This is a genomic window from Pelomonas candidula (genome assembly GCF_043555985.1).
GTDB classification, from domain to species: Bacteria; Pseudomonadota; Gammaproteobacteria; order Burkholderiales; family Burkholderiaceae_C; genus Pelomonas; species Pelomonas candidula.
In genome coordinates, this window is record NZ_JBIGIC010000020.1 from 1 (window position 1) to 21231 (window position 21231).

The window sequence follows — 21231 nt, forward strand, 5'->3', positions numbered from 1 at the left end:
ATGGTGATCACTCCTCACACCCCCGCCCAGCTGTGGATATCTCGGGCAGGGTAGGTTGAACACCTGGGTCAAATTTGGGTCGGCAGGGCCCTCACGGGTGGGTCAAATTTCAGTCGGCGTCAACACACGTACATCAGCCGGTGCGCGATCTGCACGGCTTTGCCGGCCGCCTTCTCCGCTTCCAGCGCGTTGAGCAGTTCCACCGTCGACTGGAACTGCACATGTTTGCCGCGTCGCTGGATGGCTTCAATGCCCAGCGCCGTGGCCAGGTGCGTCTTGCCCGCGCCGAGGCCCGCCGATCGGCACCAAGTTATGCACCGCCTCGGCGAACTGCGTCGTGTGCAGCTTGTGCACCAGCGCCTCATTGACCGCGCTGGCTTTGAAGTCGAAGCTGGCGAGGTCGCGGTGCGCCGGAAAGCCCACCGCCGTCATCTGGTAGGCGATGGAGCACACGTTGCGCTCGGCCCCTTCGGCGTCCAGCAGCTGTTCGATCAACTGCTCAGGCTCCAGGGCAGCGTGCCGGCAATGCGCCAGCAGCTCCGGCCAGTTGGGCGCCATGCTGTACGGCTCAAGCGCCGTAAGGCGGGACACGATCTCGGTGCTCATGGTCGTTCCTCCTGCAGGCCGCACATCGGCGCGGGACTCACAGTCCAGCCTTGAGCCGGACCGAGACCGAGGCCGACCTGGGCGACAGCGCCGCCACCAGTCAGTTCGCGTGCTCTGACGCCCCCTTTCAGTTCAGCCCTCATCGTTTTCGCACCGGCCAAGTGCATCAAATGCCAATGCTTCCCGGCAAAGACTCTGGCACGCCCCCTGCTTGTATACAGGCCTGAACACAGACCGGAACTCAACCCGGTGTGCTTCGTTGGCCGAACAACTTGAGGAGAGCCGGAATGACGCGATCACAGTGGAACCGTCGGGAGTGGCTGGGCAGCGCGGGTGCTGCAGGGGCCGGATTGATGACCGCCGGATGGAGTGGCCTGGCGCAGGCGCAAAAGCCGCTGACAGTGGGCTTCATCTACGTGGGCCCAAGAGATGACTATGGCTACAACCAGGCGCATGCCGAGTCCGCCGCGCTGTTGAAGAAGATGCCGGGCGTCAAGGTCGTCGAGGAGGAGAACGTCCCCGAGACCACCGCCGTGCAGAAGACCATGCAGGGCATGATCGCGCAGGACGGCGCCAGCCTACTGTTCCCGACCTCGTTCGGCTACTTCGACCCGCACATCCTCGCACTGGCGCCCAAGTACCCCAACGTGCGCTTCGCCCACTGCGGCGGGCTGTGGAACGCGGCCAAGCACCCGAAGAACGCCGGCAGCTTCTTCGGCTACATCGACGAGGCGCAGTACCTCAACGGCGTCGTCGCGGCCTACGTGACGAAGAGCAAGAAGCTCGGCTTCATCGCGGCCAAGCCCATCCCGCAGGTGCTGCGCAACATCAACGCGTTCACGATGGGCGCACGCAGCGTGAACCCCGGCATCACGACGACCGTCATCTTCACGGGCGACTGGAGCATGCCGGTCAAGGAGGCCGAGGCCACCAACAGCCTGGCCGACCAGGGCGTCGACGTCTTCACCATGCACGTGGACGGTCCCAAGGTCATCGTCGAGACGGCGGCCAAGCGCGGCAAGTTCGTGTGCGGCTACCACGCGAGCCAGGCCAAGCTGGCGCCGCAAGCCTACCTGACCGGCGCGGAATGGAACTGGATCACCGCCTACAAGGAGATCCTGGAAGCCGCGCAGACCGGCAAGCCGCACCCGAACTTCGTGCGCGGCGGGCTGAAGGAAGGCTTCGTCAAGAGCAGCCCGTACGGCAGCGCGGTGCCCGAGGGCGGGCGCAAACAGGCCGAGGCGGTGCGCGCGCAGATGCTCAAGGGCGGCTTCGACATCTTCAAGGGCGAGTTGAAGGACAACACCGGCAAGGTGGTCATCCCGGCCGGCAAGGTGTTCAAGCAGACCGACATGGAGTTGGAAGGCATGAACTACCTCGTCGAAGGCGTCATCGGCAAGGTTTGACCCACCCCCGAAGACGCTTCGCGTCTCCCCCTCAAGGGGGCGCACCCGATGGCCTGGCAAAGCCAGATACATGGGTGCCGCTGGATGAGTCGGCGCCGATGCGCCTCTGTTCTGAATGAGGGACTAACCATGGCCACTTCACATCGCTGGAATGCCGCCGCAGAAGCACTGCTGCTGCCGGTCTTCGCGCTGGCCGCGGCGCTGCTGCTGTTCGGCCTGTTCGTCTGGCTGGGCGGCGCGAGCCCGGTGGAGGCGTGGAAGCTGCTGTTCCTCGGCGCCTTCGGGGACGCCTTTTCGTGGCAGAACACGCTGCTGCGCGCCGCGCCGCTGATGCTGACGGCGCTGGCCGTCGCGCTGCCGGCGCAGGCGGGGCTGACGATGATCGGCGGTGAAGGCGCGCTGGTGCTCGGCGCGCTCGGCTGCGCCGGCCTGCCATATCTCTTCGCGCCGCCGGCCAACGTGCTCGGCAGCGCGATGGTGCTGGCCGCCGGCGCGCTGCTCGGCGCGGCCTGGGTGGCGCTCGCCGGCTGGCTGCGCCAGTGGCGCGGCGTCAACGAAACCATCTCCAGCCTGCTGCTGGGCTACATCGCCATCGCGCTGTTCAAGCACTTCGTCGAAGGGCCGATGCGCGACCCGGCCAGCCTGAACAAGCCGTCCACGCTGCCGTTGAACGAGGGCCTGCGCATCGGCCCCATCGTGGGCGACGCGTCGATGGAGTCCTGGCTGGGCGACGTGCACTGGGGCCTCGTCATCGGTGTCGTGGCCTGCATGGCGGCCGGCATCTGGCTGAGCTTCAGCGCCTCGGGCTTCGCGATGCGCGTGGTCGGCGGCAACGCGCGAACCGCTCGCCTCGTGGGCCTGCCCACCGACCGCATCATCCTGCTCGCCTGCGCGCTGGGCGGTGGCGCGGCGGGCCTGGCAGGCGGCATCGAGGTGGCGGCCGTGCACACGGCGGCCAACGCCTCGGTCATCGCCGGCCTGGGCTACACCGGCATCCTGGTCAGCTTCGTCGCACGGCACAACCCCTGGGCCATCCCGCCCGTGGCCGTGCTGTTCGGCGGCTTCGCGGCGGCCGGCAGCCTGCTGCAACGCCGGCTGGACCTGCCTGACGCGTCCGTCCTCGTGCTGCAGGGCTTCGCCTTCGTCTTCGTGCTCGCCGCCGAGGCGCTGCGCGGGCGGCTGTTCGCGGCACGCGCCACCGCCAGGAAGCCTGCCCCGGCCGCGCCGGTTGCCACCGCACAGGGGGTTGCATGAGCCTCGCCATGACCGCCGTCCCGGACCTGCTGCTCGCCGTCGTCGGCGGTGCGCTGCGGGTAGGCACGCCCTTCCTCTTCGTCAGCCTCGGCGAATGCCTCACCGAGAGAAGCGGCCGCATCAACCTGGGTCTCGAAGGCGTGCTGGTGTTCAGCGCGATGGCCGGCTTCGGCGGCGCCTACCTCACCGGCTCGGCGTGGCTGGGTGTGCTGGCCGCGATGGGCTGCGGCGCGCTGCTGGCGCTGCTGCACGGCCTGCTGTGCTCGCTGCCGCGCGTGTCGGACATCGCAACCGGCATCGCCCTGATGCTGCTGGGCGCGGGACTGGCTTTCTACCTCGGCAAGCCGCTGATCCAGCCGCAGGCGCCGCAGATCCCGTCGCTGCCGCTGGGTGCGTGGAGCGACTCACAAGCGGTGCAGACCGCGTTGTCGATCAACGCCCTCTTCCCCATCGGCGTCGCGCTGGCCGGTTTGATGGCCTGGGGCTTCAAGAACACCCGCTGGGGCCTCGTCGTGCGCATGGCCGGCGACAGCAGCGACGCCGCGCGGGCGCTGGGCTACTCGGTCAACGGCGTGCGCATCGCCGCGACGACGGTCGGCGGTGCCATCGCCGGCCTCGGCGGCGCGTCGCTGTCGCTGTACTACCCCGGCAGCTGGAACGAAGGCCTGTCCAGCGGCCAGGGCCTGATCGCCGTCGCGCTGGTCATCTTCGCGCGCTGGCACCCCTGGCGCTGCCTGGGCGCGGCACTGCTGTTCGGCGGTGCTGGCGCCATCGGCCCCGCGCTGCAGAGCGTGGGCGTCAGCGGCGGCTACTACCTGTTCAACGCCATGCCCTATTTGCTGACGCTGCTGATCCTCGTCGCCACCTGCTCGCCGAGCCAGGCGCTGAAGGGCGCCCCCGCCGAACTCGGCCTGTCCCGCTGAAGGAACCCCGCCATGCCCACGCTGCGCTCACAACCCTATGCCTGGCCCTTCGATGGCGCCATCACGCCGCAGAACACCGCGCTGATCATCATCGACATGCAGACCGACTTCTGCGGTCTCGGCGGCTACGTCGACAAGATGGGCTACGACATCTCGCTGACCCGCGCGCCCATCGAGCCGCTTCAACGTCTGCTGGCCGCCGCACGAAGCAAAGGCATGCACGTGATCCACACGCGGGAAGGCCACCGGCCCGACCTGTCGGACCTGCCCGCCAACAAGCGCTGGCGCTCGCGCCAGATCGGCACCGAGGGCCGCGGCATCGGCGACGACGGCCCCTGCGGCCGCATCCTCGTGCGCGGCGAGCCGGGGTGGGACATCATTCCCGAGCTCTACCCGCTAGCCGGCGAGCCCATCATCGACAAGCCCGGCAAGGGCAGCTTCTGTGCGACCGACCTGGAGCTGGTGCTGCACACGCGCGGCATCCGCAACCTCATCCTCACCGGCATCACGACCGACGTGTGCGTGCACACGACGATGCGCGAGGCCAACGACCGCGGCTTCGAGTGCCTGATGCTGTCGGACTGCACGGCCGCCACGGACCGCGGCAACCACGAGGCCGCGCTGAAGATGATCCTGATGCAGGGCGGCGTGTTCGGTGCGGTGTCCGACTCTGCCGCCGTGCTGGACCTGCTGGCCAAGCTCTGAGGAGACCCCCATGTCCACCCCTCACGCGCTGCAGCTGGAAACCTACCGCCTCACCAAGCGCTTCGGCAGCTTCACGGCGCTGGACGACGTGTCCATCACCGTGCGGCCCGGCACCGTGCATGCACTGCTGGGCGAGAACGGCGCGGGCAAGAGCACGCTGGTCAAGGCCATCGTCGGCTACCACCGCCCTGACGAGGGCGCCGTGATGGTGGACGGCCGCGAGCACGAGATCGGCTCACCCGTCGTCGCCCGCGACCTGGGCCTGGGCATGGTCTACCAGCACTTCACCGTCGTGCCCGGCATGACCGTCGCCGAGAACCTGCTGCTGGCACGCGGCCGCCTGCCGATGGTCGTGAACTGGAAGGCTGCCCGCGCGGAGCTGGAAGCCTTCATGGCGACCACGCCGTTCCGCCTGCCGCTGGACGCACGGCCCAGCGAGCTGTCGGCCGGCGAGAAGCAGAAGCTGGAGATCCTCAAGCAGCTGTTCCTGAAGCCGCGCCTGCTGATCCTCGACGAGCCCACGTCGGTGCTGACGCCGCAGGAGGCCGACGAGGTGCTGGGCGCGCTGCGCGACCAGGCGCACGTGATGACCTGCTCGGTGCTGATGATCACGCACAAGTTCCGCGAGGTGATGGCCTACGCCGATGACGTCAGCGTGCTGCGCAAGGGTGCACTCGCGGCCACCGGCGCCGTGGCCGATCACACGCCCGAAAGCCTGGCTGCCGCGATGGTGGGCGAAAGCCGCAGCGCGACGACCGGCGACGTGACGACACCGACATGGACCCGCGAGGACCGCGCGCCAGGCGACGTCAAGCTCGCCATCGAAGGCCTGGCCGTCATGGGCGACCGCGGCGAGCCCGCCGTGCGCGACCTCAGTTTGAGCGTGCAGCGCGGCGAGATCGTCGGCGTCGCCGGTGTCAGCGGCAACGGCCAGCGCGAGCTGATGCAGGCTCTCGTCGGCCAGCGGCCGCGGCTCGGCGGTCATGTCGCCGTGGACGGTCAGCACTTCCTCTCGCGCCGCGCCGAGAACCGCGCGCGCAAGGTGCGCAGCCTGCCTGAGGAGCCGCTGGCCAACGCCTGCGTCGGCGCCTTGAGCGTCGCGCAGAACATGGCGCTGCGCAGCTTCGATGAGCTGCCCTGGTCGCGCGGCGGCCTGGTGCGCTGGGGCGCGCTGCGCGAGCGGGCCTGCGACTGGATCGCCGAGTACGGCGTGAAGACGCAGGGCGAACGCGCGGCCATCCGCACGCTGTCGGGCGGCAACGTGCAGCGCGCCGTGCTGGCGCGCGAGCTGGCCGGCGACGCCGAGCTGCTGCTGGTCAGCAACCCGGTCTTCGGGCTGGACTTCGCCGCCGTCGCCGAGATCCACGGCCGCCTCATCGCCGCGCGCAACCGCGGTGCCGCCGTGCTGCTCGTCAGCGAAGACCTGGACGAGCTGCTCACGCTAGCGGACCGCATCGTCGTCATGAGCGAAGGCCGCATCGTGCACGACGTGCCGGCGGCGCAAGCCACGCGGCAGTCGCTCGGCGCCTTCATGGGCGGCAAGGGGCACGGCGCGGAGGAGCACGCATGATCACGCTCGCCACCGCCCAGCCCTTCCCCTACAGCTTCGACCCGACGCACACCGCGCTGGTCGTCATCGACATGCAGCGCGACTTCGTCGAGCCCGGCGGCTTCGGTGCCAGCCTGGGCAACGACGTGACGCAGCTGCAGGCCATCGTGCCGGCGCTGCGCCGCCTGCTCGAGGCATGGCGTGCCGCCGGCGGCCTCGTCCTGCACACCCGCGAGGCGCACAAACCCGACCTCAGCGACTGCCCGCCGTCCAAGCGGCTGCGCGGCAACCCGTCGCTGCGCATCGGCGACGCCGGGCCCATGGGCCGGCTGCTCGTGGCCGGCGAGCCCGGCGCCGAAATCATCCCGGAGCTGGTGCCCTGGCCCGGCGAGCTGGTCGTGGACAAGCCCGGCAAGGGCATGTTCTACGGCACCGACGTGGACGAGCTGCTGCGCGGGCGCGGCATCACGCACCTGCTGTTCACCGGCGTGACGACCGAGGTCTGCGTGCAGACCTCGATGCGTGAGGCCAACGACCGCGGCTACGAGTGCCTGCTGGTCGAGGACGGCACCGCCAGCTACTTCCCCGAGTTCAAGGCTGCCGCGCTGGCCATGCTGACGGCGCAGGGCGCCATCGTCGGCTGGTCGACCCCTTCCAGTGCCTTGATCGAGGCCCTCGCATGACGCAACCGCTGCACACCATCGCCGACTGGCAGGCCGCCTACGCCGGCGGCGCCGAACCGAACACGCTGCTGACGGCGCTGCTGGCCCGGCTGGACGCAGCCGACACCGCGTGGATTCACCGCTGCACGCCCGAGCAGCTCGCAGCCCAGCTCGCCGCGCTGCCGCCGCGCGGCCCCGCCACGCCGCTGTGGGGCGTGCCGCTGGCGGTGAAGGACAACATCGACGTGGCCGGCATGCCCACCACCGCTGCCTGCCCAGCGTTCACCTTCCAGCCGGAACACTCCGCCACGGCCGTGCAGCGGCTGCAGGCGGCCGGCGCCATCGTCGTCGGCAAGACCAACCTGGACCAGTTCGCCACCGGCCTGGTCGGCACGCGCTCGCCGTACGGCGAGGTGCCCAACACCTTCGATGCGCGCTTCGTCAGCGGCGGCTCCAGCTCGGGCTCGGCCTCGGTCGTCGCGCGCGGCCTCGTGCCGCTGGCGCTGGGCACCGACACGGCCGGCTCGGGCCGCGTGCCGGCCGGCCTCAACAACCTCGTGGGCCTGAAGCCCACGCCCGGCAGCGTGCCGATGCGCGGCGTGCTGCCCGCCTGCCGCACGCTGGACGTCGTCAGCGTGTTCGCGCTGACGGTGGCCGACGCGGCGCTGGCCTGGTCGATCTTCGAAGGCGCCGAGGCCGACGAGCCGCGCTTCAACGTCGCCGCGCCGCGCCCGCCCTGGCTGGGTGGCACGCGCCCCGCGCTGCGCCTGGGCGTGCCGCACGAGTCCGGCTGCGACGCCGCGCTCGGCTGGCCCGCGGCCTTCGAGCAAGCGCAGGCCCGCGCTGCCGAACTCGGTGCCGAGCTGGTGCCGCTGGACTTCGCGCCACTGTTCGAACTGGCGCGACTGCTGTACGACGGCCCCTGGGTGGCCGAGCGACTCAGCGTCGTCGACACGCTACTGGCCAGCAACCCGGCCGCGCTGGACCCGACGGTGGCGTCCATCATCGGCAAGGGCCTCGGCGTGGACGCGGTGGCCGCGTTCCGCGGCCGCTACCGGCTTGAGACGCTTCGCGTCCAGCTGCAGACTCTGTGGCAGCAGGTGGATGCGCTGCTGGTGCCCACCGCGCCCACCTGCCCCACGCGCGCCGCCGTCGCCGCAGAGCCGGTGCTGCGCAACAGCGAGCTGGGCCGTTACACCAACTTCGTCAACCTGCTGGGCTGGTCGGCCCTGGCGCTGCCGAGCTGCATGCCGGCGGGCGCCTCCCCGCTGCCGTTCGGCGTCACGCTGATCGCGCCGGGCGGTGCCGATGCGGCACTGGTGGACTTCGGCCTGCGCTGGGAGACCGCCGCGCGGCTGCCGCTGGGTGCGCACCTGCGAGATGCGTACGCGGCAGACCGCGCCGTACAAGCCCTGCCCCGTGCCGAGCCGACGCTGCTGCTGGCCGTCGTCGGCGCGCACCTGCAAGGCCTGCCGCTGCACGGCCAGTTGCTGGAGCGCGGTGCGCGTCTGCATGCCCGCACGCAGACGACGGCGCGCTACCGGCTGCACGCGCTGCCCGGCAGCGTGCCACCCAAGCCCGGCCTCGCGCGCACGCCTGACGGCGAGCCGGGCCACGCCATCGCCGTCGAGGTCTACGAGCTGCCGCAGGCCACCATCGGCTCGCTGCTCGAGCTGATCCCGCCGCCGCTGGGCCTGGGCAACGTCGAGCTGGCCGACGGCCGCTGGGTCAAGGGCTTCATCTGCGAAGGCGCGGCACTGCGCGGCGCGCCCGACATCAGCCACCACGGCGGCTGGCGCGCCTTCGTCGCCAGCACCTCGGGAGCCACGGCGTGATGGACCCGGCGAGCTTCGACCACCCCGCCGTGCTGGCGGAGATGGCTGCCGTGTTCGAGGCCTACGAGCAGGCGCTGATGACCAACGACGTGGCCGCGCTGAACGCCTTCTTCTGGCAGGACGCGCGCGTCACGCGCTACGGCATCGCCGACCGGCAGTGGGGCATCGCCGAACTGGAGGCCTACCGTGCCAACACGCCCGCGCCCACGTTCACGCGGCGGCTGGAGCATCTGCGGCTGCACGCCTTCGGGCCCGACATGGCCGTGGCCCAGGTCGAGTTCGTGCGCAGCGACACACCGCTGCGTGGCTTCCAGTCACAGACCTGGCTGCGCCTGCCAGAGGGCTGGCGCATCGTCGCCGCGCACGTCAGCATGATCCCCTTCCCCGCCGGGCCAACAATCGCCAGGCCAGAGACTCTTTTGCCCACGACGTGACCAAGCCGGAATCCATCACCCTCGCCGAAAGCCCGTCGCTGGCCGACCAGGCCTACGGCCAGCTCAAGCAGCTGATCTTCGACTTCGCGCTGATGCCGGGTGACCGTGTCTCCGAGACCGAGCTGGCGCAGCGCATCGTCGTCAGCCGCACGCCGCTGCGCGCGGCGCTGCAGCGGCTGGAGCGTGAGGGCTTCCTGAAGCTGCTGCCGCGGCTGGGCTGGCAGGTGGCGCCGCTGGACTTCGACGTGATGGACGAGCTGTACGACCTGCGCACGCTGATCGAGTGCGACGCGGCCCGCCACCTGGCCGAGAGCGAGCAACGCCCGGAGCTGCGGCAACTGGCCGACATCTGGCTGGTGCCGCCGGCCGAGCGGCTGGAGGACGCGGCCGAGGTCGGCGCGCTCGACGAACGCTTCCACGCGATGCTGGTGCAGGGCAGCGGCAACCGCGAGATGGCCCGCGTGCACAAGGAAATCACGGAGCGCATCCGCATCATCCGGCGGCTGGACTTCACAAAGCCGGCGCGCGTCGAGGCCACCTACGACGAGCATGCGCGCATCCTGCGCGCCATCACGCGCCGCCGCGCGGACGAGGCCCAGCGCCTGCTGCGCGCCCACATCCAGCAGAGCAAGCTCGAGGTGCGCCACATCACGCTGGACATGCTCTACCGCGCGAGGCGGGACAGCTGATGTCGTCGCGCGCCGCCTTCGCATCGCCATGGGGCCGCGCGCACCAGCAGCGCGCCGTCGTGCGCCATCGTGCGACGCCAGGCCGCAGCGCGGCGCACCGGCCAGTGGCACATGACTTGCTCAAAGCCCGTCATGCCGAGCTGCGCGGCGCCAGCCCGTCAACAAGTCATTTCACGCTTCGTCCATCCACCCACCTAGGAGCCCTGCCTTGAAACCGACCACGCGCCTGCTTGCCATCACCGTCGCCGCCCTTGCCGCCAGCGCAGCCCAAGCGGCCGACTGGGCCGACACCTCCATCGGCTACCGCTACGGCACCAAGTTCGCCGAGCCCTTCGGCAGCAACGACATCAAGAAGAGCATCGTCGACCTGAACCACGCCAGCGGCTACACCTACGGCACGAACTTCCTCAACGTCGACCTGCTGCTGTCCGACAAGACCGACCCCTCCAGCCCCAACTCGGGCAGCGGTGCGAGCGAGGTCTACATCGTCTACCGCCACACGCTGGACTTCGGCAAGATCACCGGCAGCAAGATCGAGTTCGGCCCGGTGCGTGGCGTCGGCCTGACCGGCGGCTTCGACGCCAACGTGAAAGTGGACGCCGGCTACAACTCGCGCAAGCGCATGCTGGTGCTGGGCCCCACGCTGATGATGGACGTGCCCGGCTTCCTGAACGTCAGCCTGCTGCTGCTGAAGGAAAGCAACGCGCCGTACAACAAGTTCACCAGCACGGCCACGCCGCGCTACGACTACAAGACCCACGCGATGCTGACCGCGGCCTGGGGCATTCCCCTGGGCAAGCTTCCCTTGGCCTTCGAGGGCTTCGCGAACTACATTGCGAGCAAGGGCACGAACGAGTTCGGCGGCCCGACGGCGCCGGAGTTCAACTTCGACGGCCAGATCATGTACGACGTCGGCGCCGCCGCCGGCGCACCGGGGAAGTTCAAGGTGGGCTTCGAGTACCAGTACTGGCGCAACAAGTTCGGCAACCCGGCCAGTGGCCCCGCCGGCAGCGGCGCCACGGCCAAGACGCCGATGATCAGGGCCGAATATCACTTTTAACCCCTCGCCCAATCTCGCCGCGCTGAACGCGGGCGAGCTTGGTCGGTCCCCCGAGGGGGCGGCGATGCTTGCGGCATTGAGCCGCAAGCATCGCCAAAGCGGGCCGGCTTGGGAGCGGCCCGGCGCTCGGCCCGAAACTACGAAGCCCCACCGCCAGCTGACGAGTACGAATGACCAGACTTGAACTGATCGGCATCAGCAAGCAGTACCCCGGCGTCAAGGCCAACGACGGCGTCCACCTCAAGGTGGCGCCGGGCCAGATCCACGCCATCCTTGGCGAGAACGGCGCGGGCAAGTCGACGCTGATGAAGATCATCTACGGCGCGGTGCGGCCGGATGCCGGGCAGGTCGCGTGGAACGGCCGCGAGGTCGGCGTGGCCAGCCCGGCGCAGGCTCGCGCGCTGGGCATCAGCATGGTCTACCAGCACTTCTCGCTGTTCGACACGCTGACCGCCGCCGAGAACATCTGGCTGGGGCTGGACAAGTCGCTGTCGCTGGCCGAGGTGACCGAGCAGACGCGTGCTGTGTCTGCCGCCTACGGCCTGCACGTGGACCCGGCACGGCCGGTGCACACGCTCAGCGTCGGCGAACGCCAGCGCGTCGAGATCATCCGCGCGCTGCTGACCAAGCCGCAGTTGCTGATCCTCGACGAGCCCACCTCGGTGCTGACGCCGCAGGCCGTCGAGAGCCTGTTCGTCACGCTGCGCCAGCTGAGCAGCGAGGGCTGCTCCATCCTCTACATCAGCCACAAGCTGCACGAGATCCGCTCGCTGTGCCACCACTGCACGGTGCTGCGCGGCGGTCGCGTTGTCGGTGAGGTGGACCCGCAGCAGGAGAGCAACGCAAGCCTGTCGCGGCTGATGATCGGCGCCGACGCGCCGGTGCTGACTGCGCGCGAGGGCCGCGCCGGTGCGCCGGTGCTGCGCGTCGCCGGGCTAGACCTTGAACAACAAGACCCGTTCGGCGTCACGCTGAAGGGCATCGGCCTGACGGTCAACGCCGGCGAAATCGTCGGCGTGGCCGGCGTGTCGGGCAACGGCCAGCAGGAGCTGCTCGCCGCGTTGTCGGGCGAAGACCCGCGCGCGGCGGCCGGCAGCATCCAGCTGTTCGACCAGGACATCGCGCGCGCATCACCCGGACGCCGCCGCGCCGCCGGGCTGCACTTCGTGCCCGAGGAACGGCTGGGCCGCGGCGCGGTGCCGACGCTGTCGCTGGCGATGAACACGCTGCTGACGCGCACCGAAGCGGTGTCGCGCAGCGGCTGGATTCGCACCGGGCAGGCGCGGCAACTGGCGGTGAAGCTGATCGACGGCTTCCGAGTGAAGGCGCCGGGGCCGGACGCGCCGGCACGCACGCTGTCGGGCGGCAACCTGCAGAAGTTCATCGTCGGCCGCGAGATCGACGCCAACCCCAAGCTGCTCATCATTGCGCAGCCCACCTGGGGCGTAGACGTCGGCGCGGCCGCGCAGATCCGCGGCGAGCTGCTGCGGCTGCGCAACCAGGGCTGCGCGCTGCTCGTGTTCAGCGAGGAGCTGGACGAGCTGTTCGAGCTGTGCGACCGGCTGATGGTCATCGCGCAGGGCCGGCTGTCGCCGTCGGTGCCCATCGCGCAGGCGACGCGAGAGCAGGTCGGCGAATGGATGTCCGGGCTGTGGCCCACGACAGCGAACACGGAGGCCGCCGATGTTCAAGCTTGAGCCGCGCGCGCAGACCTCGCTGGCACTGGCCGTCGCCGCGCCGCTGCTGGCGCTGGCCATCACGGTGTTGATCGGTATCGTGCTTTTCACCGCCCTGGGCAAAGACCCCGTGCAGGCGCTGCGGCTGTTCTTCGTCGAACCGCTGAAGGACGGCCGTGCGCTGTCGGAGCTGAGCATCAAGGCGGTGCCGCTGGCGCTGATCGCCCTCGGCCTGGCGGTGTGCTTCCGCGCCAACATCTGGAACATCGGCGCCGAGGGCCAGTTCGTGCTCGGCGCCCTGGGCGCCGGCTGGGTCGCGATGCAGGCCGGGCCGGCCACGTCGGCATGGTTCGTCGTGCCGGTGCTGCTGGGCGGTGTCGTCGGCGGCATGCTGTGGGCCGGCGTCGTCGCGCTGCTGCGCGACCGCTTCAACACCAACGAGATCCTCGTCAGCCTGATGCTGGTCTACGTGGCCGGGCTGCTGCTGAACTACCTCGTCTACGGACCGTGGAAGGACCCGGACGGCTACAACTTCCCGCAAACCGTCCTGTTCGCCGCGGCGACGCGGCTGCCGCGCCTCGTCAGCGGGTTGCGCATGAACGTGGGCGTCGTCATCGCGCTGCTGGCGGTCGTCGCGTTCGCGGTGTTCCAGTTCCGCACCTACCGCGGCTATGCGCTGACGGTGGGCGGCATCGCGCCGGCTGCGGCTCGCTACGCGGGCTTCTCGTCGCGCAGCGCGTTGTGGACGGCCCTGCTGCTGTCCGGCGGCATGGCGGGACTGGCCGGCGCGCTGGAGGTGGCCGGTCCACTGGGCCAGCTGACGCCCTACGTGCCGGTGGGCTACGGCTTCGCGGCCATCATCGTGGCCTTCGTCGGCCGGCTGCACCCGGTGGGCATCGTGTTCTCGTCGGTGCTGATGAGCATGTTCTACATCGGCGGCGAGCTGGCGCAGAGCCGGCTGGGCCTGCCCAAGGCGTTGACCAGCGTGTTCCAGGGCCTGCTGCTGTTCACGCTGCTGGCCTGCGACCACGGGCTGCAGTACCGCATGCGCTGGGTGGCGGCGGCCAAGGCGCGGGCGGCGGGAGCGACCGCATGAATGAGATCGCGCTGCTGATCGCTGCGACGCTGAGCGCCGGCACCGTGCTCGCCATCGCCGGCCTGGGCCTTCTCATCAACGAGCGCGCCGGCATCGTCAACCTGGGCGCCGAGGGGCTGATGCTGGTGGCCGCCATCGCCGGCTTCGCGACCGCCGTGAACACGGGCTCGGACGTGCTGGGCTTCCTGGCCGGCATGGCCGCGGGCGCGGCACTGTCCCTGGTGCTCGGGCTGCTGGTGATCTGGCTCAACACCAACCAGTACGCCACCGGCCTGGCGCTGAGCCTGTTCGGCGCCGGCTTCTCGGCCTTCGTCGGTACCTCGTACACGCAGCAGCGGCTGTCGGAGCGGGATCACTTCGCCATTCCCGGCCTGGCCGACCTGCCCGTGATCGGCAAGGCGCTGTTCGCGCACCACCCGGTGGTCTACCTCGCCATCGCGCTCGCCGTGGCGCTGCATGTCTTCCTGTACCGCAGCCGCGCCGGTCTCGTGCTGCGCGCGGTGGGCGAGTCACCCGAGTCGGCCCACGCACTGGGCTATCCGGTGCGGCGCATCCGGCTCGCGGCGGTGTGCGCGGGCGGCGCGCTGTGCGGGCTGGCGGGGGCTTACCTGTCCATCATCTACACGCCGCTGTGGGTGGAAGGCATGGTGGCCGGCAAGGGCTGGATCGCGCTGGCGCTGACCACCTTCGCCACCTGGCGGCCGGCCCGCGTGCTGCTGGGCGCCTACCTGTTCGGCGGCGTCACGATGCTGCAGTTCCACCTGCAGAGCGAGGGCATCGACATCCCCACGCATTGGCTCAGCATGCTGCCCTACCTGTCCACCATCGCGGTGCTGGTGCTGATCTCGCGCAACCCGGCGTGGATCAAGGCCAACATGCCCGCGTCGCTCGGCAAGCCCTTCAAACCCGGTCACTAGTCCCCACGCTCACCCCCTCAGGAGAAAAGCATGACATCCATCGCCACCCGCCGGACCTTTGCGTTGGCTGCACTGGCCGCTGCCGCCGCACTCGCGGGCTGCTCGAAGAAGGACGACGAGGTTGCGGCCTCGCCGCCGGCCGCGTCCGCCGCCCCGGCCAAGCCCGAGCCGCTGAAGATCGCCTTCGCCTATGTCGGCCCCGTGGGCGACGGCGGCTGGACCTTTGCGCACGACAACGCCCGCAAGGCGCTGGAGAAGGAATTCGGCGACAAGATCGTGACCACCTTCGTCGAGAAGGTGCCCGAGGCCGCCGACGCCGAGCGCGTGTTCAACGACCTCGTCGGCCAGGGCAACAAGTTGATCTTCGGCACAACCTTCGGCTACATGGAGCCCCTGCTCAAGGTCGCCGCCGATCACAAGGACGTCAAGTTCGAGCACGCCACCGGCTACAAGACGGCCGAGAACCTGCGCACCTACGACAGCCGCACCTACGAGGGCGCCTACCTCGCCGGCGTCATCGCGGGCTCGATGACGAAGACCAACACCATCGGTGTCGTGGGCTCCATTCCCATCCCCGAGGTCATCCGCAACATCAACAGCTTCACGCTGGGCGCGCAGAGCGTGAACCCCAAGATCAAGACCAAGGTGGTCTGGGTCAACGAGTGGTTCGACCCGCCGAAGGAAACCGAGGCCGCCACGGCGCTGATCAACGGCGGTGCCGACGTGCTGATGCAGAACACCGACTCCGCCGCCGTGCTGAAGACCGCCGAGGAGAAAGGCAAGCGCGCCTTCGGCTGGGACTCCGACATGAAGGCCTATGGCCCCAAGGCCCACCTGGGCTCGGCCGTCATCAACTGGGCGCCGTACTACATCAAGGCCACGCACGACGCGCTGGACGGCAGCTGGGCCACCGGCAAGGCCTGGTGGGGCGTGAAGGAAGGCGCCATCGACATCGTCTCCATCGCCGACGATGTGCCGGCCGAGGCCAAGGCCAAGGTCGAGCAGGTCAAGGCCGGCCTGAAGGACGGCAGCTTCTCGATCTGGAAGGGCCCCATCGTCGACAACACCGGGAAGGAAGTCCTCGCGAAGGACGCCATCGCGGATGATGCGTTCCTGGGTGGCATCAAATTCTTCGTCAAGGGCGTGGAAGGCAAAGTACCAGGCGCCAAGTGATGGCCGCCAGGGGAGACTGAGCGCATGACCGACATCGACTTCGACCGCATCCCACGCTCGGCCCTCCCCGGCCTGCTGGCCCGCGCCCCCAAGGCCGAGCTGCACATGCACATCGAGGGCTCGCTGGAGCCCGAGCTGATCTTCGCGCTGGCCGCGCGCAACGGCGTCGCCCTGCCCTACGCCAGCGTCGATGCGCTGCGCCAGGCCTACGCGTTCACGGACCTGCAGAGCTTCCTGGACATCTACTACGCCGGCGCCAGCGTGCTGCTGCACGAGCAGGACTTCTACGACATGGCCTGGGCCTACTTCGAGAAGGCCGCGCGCGACCGCGTCGTCCACGCCGAGCTGTTCTTCGATCCGCAGACGCACACGGCGCGCGGCGTGCCCATCGGCACCGTCATCCAGGGCCTGTCGCGCGCCTGCGCCGATGCGAACGACCGCCTGGGCGTCAGTGGGGCGCTGATCCTGTGCTTCCTGCGCCACCTCAGCGAGGAGGACGCCTTCGCCACGTTGGAGCAGGCCCTGCCCTGGCGCGCGCATTTCATCGGCGTCGGGCTGGACAGCTCCGAGCGCGGCCACCCGCCGAGCAAGTTCCAGCGCGTGTTCGCGCGCGCCGCCGAGCTAGGCCTGCAACTCGTGGCCCACGCCGGCGAGGAGGGGCCGCCGGCCTACATCGAGGAGGCGCTGGACCTGCTGGGCGTGGAGCGCATCGACCACGGCGTGCGCGCCATCGAGAGCCAGGCGCTGATGGCACGGCTGGCAAAGGAGCGCGTGCCGCTGACGGTGTGCCCGCTGTCCAACGTGAAGCTGTGCGTGGTGCACGATCTCGCCGACCACCCACTGCCCCAACTGCTCGCCGCCGGCCTGGCCGTGACCATCAACTCCGACGACCCGGCCTACTTCGGCGGCTACGTCAACGACAACCTGCTGGCGCTGTTCGACGCACTGCCGCGCTGGGGCGCCCGCGAGGCCTACCAGTTGCTGCGCAACAGCCTGGAGGCCAGCTTCGCGCCGCAGTCGCAGCGCGCTGCGTGGGTCGCGGCACTGGACGCCGAGTTCGCGCAGGCCGCACGCTAGCAGCGGCGGCGCGGGCGGCGGTCAGATCACCTCGCGCAGGATCTCGACGACGTCGTTGAGCCGCGGCAGCAGCCGGGCTATGGACTCCTCGCAGCTCAGCGGCTGCATCGGCACCGTCGTGCCGATCGCGCCGACGCAGGCGCCCTTGCGGTCCTTCACTGGCACGGCAATGCCGCGCAGGCCCGGCGCGAACTGCTGTTCCGTCACCCAGTAGCCCAGCTCGCGCGCCGCGCGCACGTTGCGCCGGAACTGCTCGGGCGAGGTGACCGTGTGCGGCGTGAAGGCGGCGAACTCGTGCGCAGCTGTCCACTCGTCCAGCCAGTCCTCGGTCTTGGTGGACAGGATGACGATGCCCGGCGTCGCCGCGTGCACCGGCATGCGCCCGCCCACGGGGAAGCCGATCGTGATCAGCCGCGGGTTGTTGCTGCGCACGACGTAGACGACCTCGTGGCCGTCCAGCACGCTGAAGCTGAAGTTCTCCTGGCACTCGGTGGCCAGCCGCTGCAGAAACGGCTGGATGACGCGCGGCAACCGCGCCGCGTGCAGATAGCTCTGCCCCAGCCGCAGCACGCGCGGCAGCAGCCAGAAACGCTTGCCGTCCGTCTGCGCATAGCCGAAGTGCACGAGGCTCAGCAGGTAGCGCCGCGCGGCCGTGCGCGTGATGCCGACGCGTTCCGCCGTCTCCGAAGCCGTCAGCCTCGGGTGGTCCGAATCAAAGGCCTCGATGACCTGCAGGCCCTTGCCCAAACCATCGATGACGTCTTTGCGCTGGATCTCCATCGCTGCAATCCGTTGTTGCCTCACCGCTCAGTGCAAACCCGCGCTTCGAAACCATGGCGCGCGATGTGCGCGATTATCGCGCACATCGCCGGTTTGAGCCTTGTTGGACGGGCAGTGCCTGCCTATCGTTGCATCCAAGCGAGGCCCTGAGGGCCGCCCGCCAGAACCCCGGATTCACGGCACCGACGCCGCACCGGCGTTCCGTCTTCCGTCGCAAACACCAAGTCGCAGCCCGGCCCCGCAAAACGCGAGGCCCGGGGTTGGGGCGAAGCCTTGCCCGGAAGTTCGTGAGGACCAGAACGCCCGGTGCTTCGGGCCCAACGACAACGAGGAGACTTCCCATGACCCGCACGCTTCGCATCCTGGCCACCGCCAGCATCCTGACCACCCTCGGTGCGGCCCAGGCCCAGTCCGGCAACGTCACGCTGTACGGCGTCATCGACGAGTACGCCAACTACATGCACAGCAGCTCGGGCACAACGATCAAGAGCCTGGAGGACGGCGCCTGGCTGCGCAGCCGCTTCGGTGCGAAGGGTGTCGAGGACCTCGGCGGCGGGCTCTCCGCCAGGTTCCAGGTGGAAGGCGGCTTCAGCGCGGACACCGGCGGCCAGGCCGACAGCTCGCGCTTCTGGGACCGTCAGGCCTGGGTGGGCCTGGCCAGCAAGGACTTCGGCGAGGTGCGCGTGGGCCGGCAGAACGGCCCCGTCTTCAGCCGCGGCGGCAACATCGACTACACGGCCCGCACGCTGGGCTCGATGATCAACAACTTCGGCGTGCCCTCGCGCTACGACAACGACGTGTCCTACCTGTCGCCGCGCATCAGCGGCCTGCAAGTGGAGGCGCACGTGGCGCTGCCCGAGGCCCCAACCGGCAATCGTGCCCTCGTCTACCAGTGGGCGCTGGACTGGGCCAACGACAGCTACCGCCTCGGCTACATGGGCGTGCGCGGCCGCCCGCAGGCGGGCGCCACGGTGGACAAGGACGTCGTCTACGACAACCTCTACGCCAACTGGATGTACGGCAAGGGCACGGTCTACCTCGCCTACGTGCGCAGCAACAACAACACGTCGACGGCCGTCAGCAACAACGCCGGCACCCTCCTCGGCAACGTGGGCGGCTTCAATGCCGGCAGCAACGCCGACCTGAACAACTTCTACGACATCGTCCAGGTCTCGGCCGACTACCGCGTCAACAGCCAGCTGCGCGTCGGCGCGCTGTGGGGCCGCATCAACGACCAATCGGGCCGTGGCCGCAATGCCAGCGGCGGTTCGGTCGGCGCCTACTACGACCTGTCCAAGCGCACCATGCTGGTGGCGCTGCTGGACACGCTGCGCAACGACGCCAACGGCGGCTGGCGCCCCGTCGGCTCCGCCGGGCTGAAGACCACCTTCACCACGCCCGGGGACATCAACGGCCGGACCATCAACGGCCTGCAACTCGGCATCGTCCACCGCTTCTGACGCCCACGCCCGTGCGGCGCCGCCGCGCGGGCCTCCTCGCTCTACCGAGACCCGCCATGAACGCCCTCCACCCCGACTCGCGCGAAACCGTCGTGCAGCCCGACAACCCGCTGGCGCTGCAAGGCATCGAGTTCATCGAGTACACGACCGCCAAGCCGCAGACCTTCGGCCAGAGCCTGGAGAAGCTGGGCTTCCGGCCCGTCGCACGGCATCGCTCGCGCGAGGTGATGCTGTACCGGCAGGGCGACATGAACATCATCGTCAACGCCCATCACGACCCCGATCAGCCGGCGTTGCCCGACACGGCCGAGATCGCCGCCGTGGCCTTCCGCGTGCGTGACGCCGCCCGCGCCTACCGCCGCGTGCTGGAGCTGGGCGCCTGGGGACTGCCGACGCGGGTCGAGGTCATGGAGCTGAACATCCCGGCCATCCACGGTGTCGGCAACAGCCGCATCTACTTCGTCGACCGCTGCGGCGACTTCTCCATCTACGACGTCGACTTCGTCCCCATCCCCACCGTCGACCGCCAGCCGCCGGCCCTCGGCGGCCTGCGCTTCTTCGGCCTGGTCCAGTACATCGGCCCGGACCGCATGGCCGACTGGATCGCCTTCTACGACGAGCTGTTCGGCTTCCGCGAGCTGCCGGCCGATCACCACTTCGGCATCCTGCACCGCGGCTGCATCCTGGCCAGCCCCTGCGGCAGCGTCTTCTGGCAGCTCATCGAACCGCCCGTGGACACCTGGCCCGATGCCACCGCCGACGAGTACCTCGCGCGCCTGGCCTTCGCCTGCACCGACGTGCCGGAGACGACGACCGAGTTGCGCCGCCGTGGCGTGGACTTCGCCCTGCCGCCGGCCTCGGCCGCGGATGCCCGCCTGGGCGCACTGACGACGCCCTGCGACCAGGGCCCGACCTTCGAGCTCGTGCGCGAGCCCCGCTGAAGCGCTGCCGGGAGACGACCATGCACCGCTACACCTCGCCCCTGCGCGCGTCCGCCCACGTGGCCGACTTCGGCATGGACACGATCACGCTAGCCGGCCCGCTGGAGGCCAAGCTGGCCGCCGCGCGCCAGGCCGGCTTCACGCAGATCATGCTGGCCGCACGCGACATCGTCGGCCACCCGAACGGCATGGATGCCGCCGTCGCCGCCGTGCGCGCCAGCGGGCTGCGCGTCACCGGCTTCCAGGTGCTGCGCGACTTCGAAGGCCTGAGCGGCCATCTGCACGACTACAAGGTCGACATCGCCAAGCAGATGATCGTCATGGCCGGCGCGCTCGGCGCCCGTGTGCTGCTGGCCTGCAGTTCTGCGTCGAGGCACGCCAGCGGCGAACGGGCCACGCTGGTGCGCGACCTGCGCAAGCTGGCCATGCTCGCACTGCCACACGGCATCCGCGTGGCCTACGAGGCACTGTCCTGGGGGCGCCACGTCAACGAGGTCGACGCCGCCTGGTCGCTTGTCGAAGAAGCCGACTTCCCCAACCTCGGCCTGGCGGTCGACTCGTATCACATCTTCGCCACGTCCACGCCGCTGAGCGTGCTGGAGGACGTCGACCCGGCCAAGATCTTCCTCGTGCAGCTGGCCGACTTCATGTGGCAGGAGACCCGCACGCCCGAGGAGCGCATCGAGACGGCGCGGCACTTCCGCGTCTTTCCCGGCGAAGGCGTGCACAGCCAGGCGCTGGCGACGTTGGTGCGCCGGCTCGACGCCATCGGCTACCGCGGCGACTACAGCTTCGAGGTCTTCAACGACGACTACCAGCAGTTGCCGCTGCCCTACGTCGCTGAGCGCGCGCACGCCAGCGCGCTGTGGCTGGCCGAGGAGGTACTGCGCCGCGGCGTGCCGCTGCCTGGCATGGCGAGGCCACCGCGCCAGCGCGCCGCCGCCTGACCCCTTCCCTTTCCGCAACGACGCACGTCGAATACCAAACA

At 69.8% G+C, this 21231-nt stretch carries 19 protein-coding genes and 1 pseudogene; 18 read left to right on the top strand and 2 right to left on the bottom strand.

Annotated elements, in window-relative coordinates:
- Positions 1 to 125: 125 nt before the first annotated feature.
- Positions 126 to 606 (bottom strand): annotated as a pseudogene (locus ACG04R_RS26320) (ATP-binding protein); the annotation flags it as partial.
- Positions 607 to 893: 287 nt separating this feature from the next.
- Between ACG04R_RS26320 and ACG04R_RS26325 the strand changes: the two are divergent.
- The 15 genes from ACG04R_RS26325 to ACG04R_RS26395 all read left to right on the top strand — a co-directional run bounded on the left by ACG04R_RS26325 (position 894) and on the right by ACG04R_RS26395 (position 17062).
- Positions 894 to 2012: a BMP family ABC transporter substrate-binding protein gene (locus ACG04R_RS26325; RefSeq protein ID WP_394417067.1), complete on the top strand. Its 1119-nt coding sequence runs from the start codon at positions 894 to 896 to the stop codon at positions 2010 to 2012.
- A 129-nt stretch (positions 2013 to 2141) separates the two neighbouring features.
- Complete coding sequence (locus ACG04R_RS26330; RefSeq protein ID WP_394417068.1) at positions 2142 to 3266, top strand: ABC transporter permease; 1125 nt, start codon at positions 2142 to 2144, stop codon at positions 3264 to 3266.
- Positions 3267 to 3274: 8 nt separating this feature from the next.
- Positions 3275 to 4189 (top strand): ABC transporter permease, encoded by a 915-nt coding sequence (locus ACG04R_RS26335; RefSeq protein ID WP_394417070.1) that lies wholly within the window; start codon positions 3275 to 3277, stop codon positions 4187 to 4189.
- A 12-nt stretch (positions 4190 to 4201) separates the two neighbouring features.
- Positions 4202 to 4894: a biuret amidohydrolase gene (gene biuH, locus ACG04R_RS26340; RefSeq protein WP_394417072.1), complete on the top strand. Its 693-nt coding sequence runs from the start codon at positions 4202 to 4204 to the stop codon at positions 4892 to 4894.
- A 10-nt stretch (positions 4895 to 4904) separates the two neighbouring features.
- Complete coding sequence (locus tag ACG04R_RS26345; RefSeq protein ID WP_394417074.1) at positions 4905 to 6464, top strand: ABC transporter ATP-binding protein; 1560 nt, start codon at positions 4905 to 4907, stop codon at positions 6462 to 6464.
- A complete protein-coding gene (locus ACG04R_RS26350) occupies positions 6461 to 7126 on the top strand; it encodes a cysteine hydrolase family protein (RefSeq protein WP_394417076.1) in 666 nt (221 codons plus the stop codon). The genes ACG04R_RS26345 and ACG04R_RS26350 overlap by 4 nt, the downstream gene beginning before the upstream one ends.
- The gene (gene atzF, locus ACG04R_RS26355; RefSeq protein WP_394417078.1) at positions 7123 to 8940 is read left to right on the top strand and encodes an allophanate hydrolase; all 1818 of its coding nucleotides are present in this window, start codon (positions 7123 to 7125) and stop codon (positions 8938 to 8940) included. Before ACG04R_RS26350 ends, atzF begins: the two co-directional genes overlap by 4 nt.
- On the top strand, positions 8940 to 9374 hold the full coding sequence (hpxZ, locus tag ACG04R_RS26360) for an oxalurate catabolism protein HpxZ (RefSeq protein WP_394417199.1): 435 nt from the start codon (positions 8940 to 8942) through the stop codon (positions 9372 to 9374). Before atzF ends, hpxZ begins: the two co-directional genes overlap by 1 nt.
- Positions 9371 to 10063 carry a GntR family transcriptional regulator gene (locus ACG04R_RS26365; RefSeq protein ID WP_394417080.1) on the top strand — a complete coding sequence of 231 codons (693 nt, stop codon included), beginning with the start codon at positions 9371 to 9373 and terminating at the stop codon, positions 10061 to 10063. The genes hpxZ and ACG04R_RS26365 overlap by 4 nt, the downstream gene beginning before the upstream one ends.
- Positions 10064 to 10271: 208 nt before the next feature.
- The gene (locus ACG04R_RS26370; protein WP_394417082.1) at positions 10272 to 11123 is read left to right on the top strand and encodes an outer envelope protein; all 852 of its coding nucleotides are present in this window, start codon (positions 10272 to 10274) and stop codon (positions 11121 to 11123) included.
- 170 nt (positions 11124 to 11293) lie between these two features.
- Complete coding sequence (locus tag ACG04R_RS26375) at positions 11294 to 12820, top strand: ABC transporter ATP-binding protein (protein ID WP_394417084.1); 1527 nt, start codon at positions 11294 to 11296, stop codon at positions 12818 to 12820.
- Positions 12807 to 13895 (top strand): ABC transporter permease, encoded by a 1089-nt coding sequence (locus ACG04R_RS26380; RefSeq protein ID WP_394417086.1) that lies wholly within the window; start codon positions 12807 to 12809, stop codon positions 13893 to 13895. Before ACG04R_RS26375 ends, ACG04R_RS26380 begins: the two co-directional genes overlap by 14 nt.
- Positions 13892 to 14812 carry an ABC transporter permease gene (locus tag ACG04R_RS26385; protein ID WP_394417088.1) on the top strand — a complete coding sequence of 307 codons (921 nt, stop codon included), beginning with the start codon at positions 13892 to 13894 and terminating at the stop codon, positions 14810 to 14812. The genes ACG04R_RS26380 and ACG04R_RS26385 overlap by 4 nt, the downstream gene beginning before the upstream one ends.
- Before the next feature lie 30 nt (positions 14813 to 14842).
- The gene (locus tag ACG04R_RS26390; protein WP_394417090.1) at positions 14843 to 15985 is read left to right on the top strand and encodes a BMP family ABC transporter substrate-binding protein; all 1143 of its coding nucleotides are present in this window, start codon (positions 14843 to 14845) and stop codon (positions 15983 to 15985) included.
- A 24-nt stretch (positions 15986 to 16009) separates the two neighbouring features.
- Positions 16010 to 17062 carry an adenosine deaminase gene (locus tag ACG04R_RS26395; protein ID WP_394417092.1) on the top strand — a complete coding sequence of 351 codons (1053 nt, stop codon included), beginning with the start codon at positions 16010 to 16012 and terminating at the stop codon, positions 17060 to 17062.
- Positions 17063 to 17083: 21 nt separating this feature from the next.
- Here ACG04R_RS26395 and ACG04R_RS26400 read toward each other — a convergent pair whose 3' ends face one another.
- Positions 17084 to 17842: an IclR family transcriptional regulator domain-containing protein gene (locus ACG04R_RS26400; RefSeq protein WP_394417094.1), complete on the bottom strand. Its 759-nt coding sequence runs from the start codon at positions 17840 to 17842 to the stop codon at positions 17084 to 17086.
- Between the two features lie 341 nt (positions 17843 to 18183).
- On the opposite strand from ACG04R_RS26400, the gene ACG04R_RS26405 reads away from it, so the two are divergent.
- From ACG04R_RS26405 to ACG04R_RS26415, 3 genes are read left to right on the top strand one after another with little or no spacing between them, the layout of a single operon-like run.
- Positions 18184 to 19302, top strand: a complete 1119-nt coding sequence (locus tag ACG04R_RS26405; RefSeq protein WP_394417096.1) for a porin — start codon at positions 18184 to 18186, stop codon at positions 19300 to 19302.
- Between the two features lie 56 nt (positions 19303 to 19358).
- Complete coding sequence (locus ACG04R_RS26410; RefSeq protein WP_394417098.1) at positions 19359 to 20243, top strand: 4-hydroxyphenylpyruvate dioxygenase; 885 nt, start codon at positions 19359 to 19361, stop codon at positions 20241 to 20243.
- Positions 20244 to 20263: 20 nt separating this feature from the next.
- A complete protein-coding gene (locus tag ACG04R_RS26415; protein ID WP_394417100.1) occupies positions 20264 to 21190 on the top strand; it encodes a sugar phosphate isomerase/epimerase family protein in 927 nt (308 codons plus the stop codon).
- Positions 21191 to 21231 lie beyond the last annotated feature (41 nt).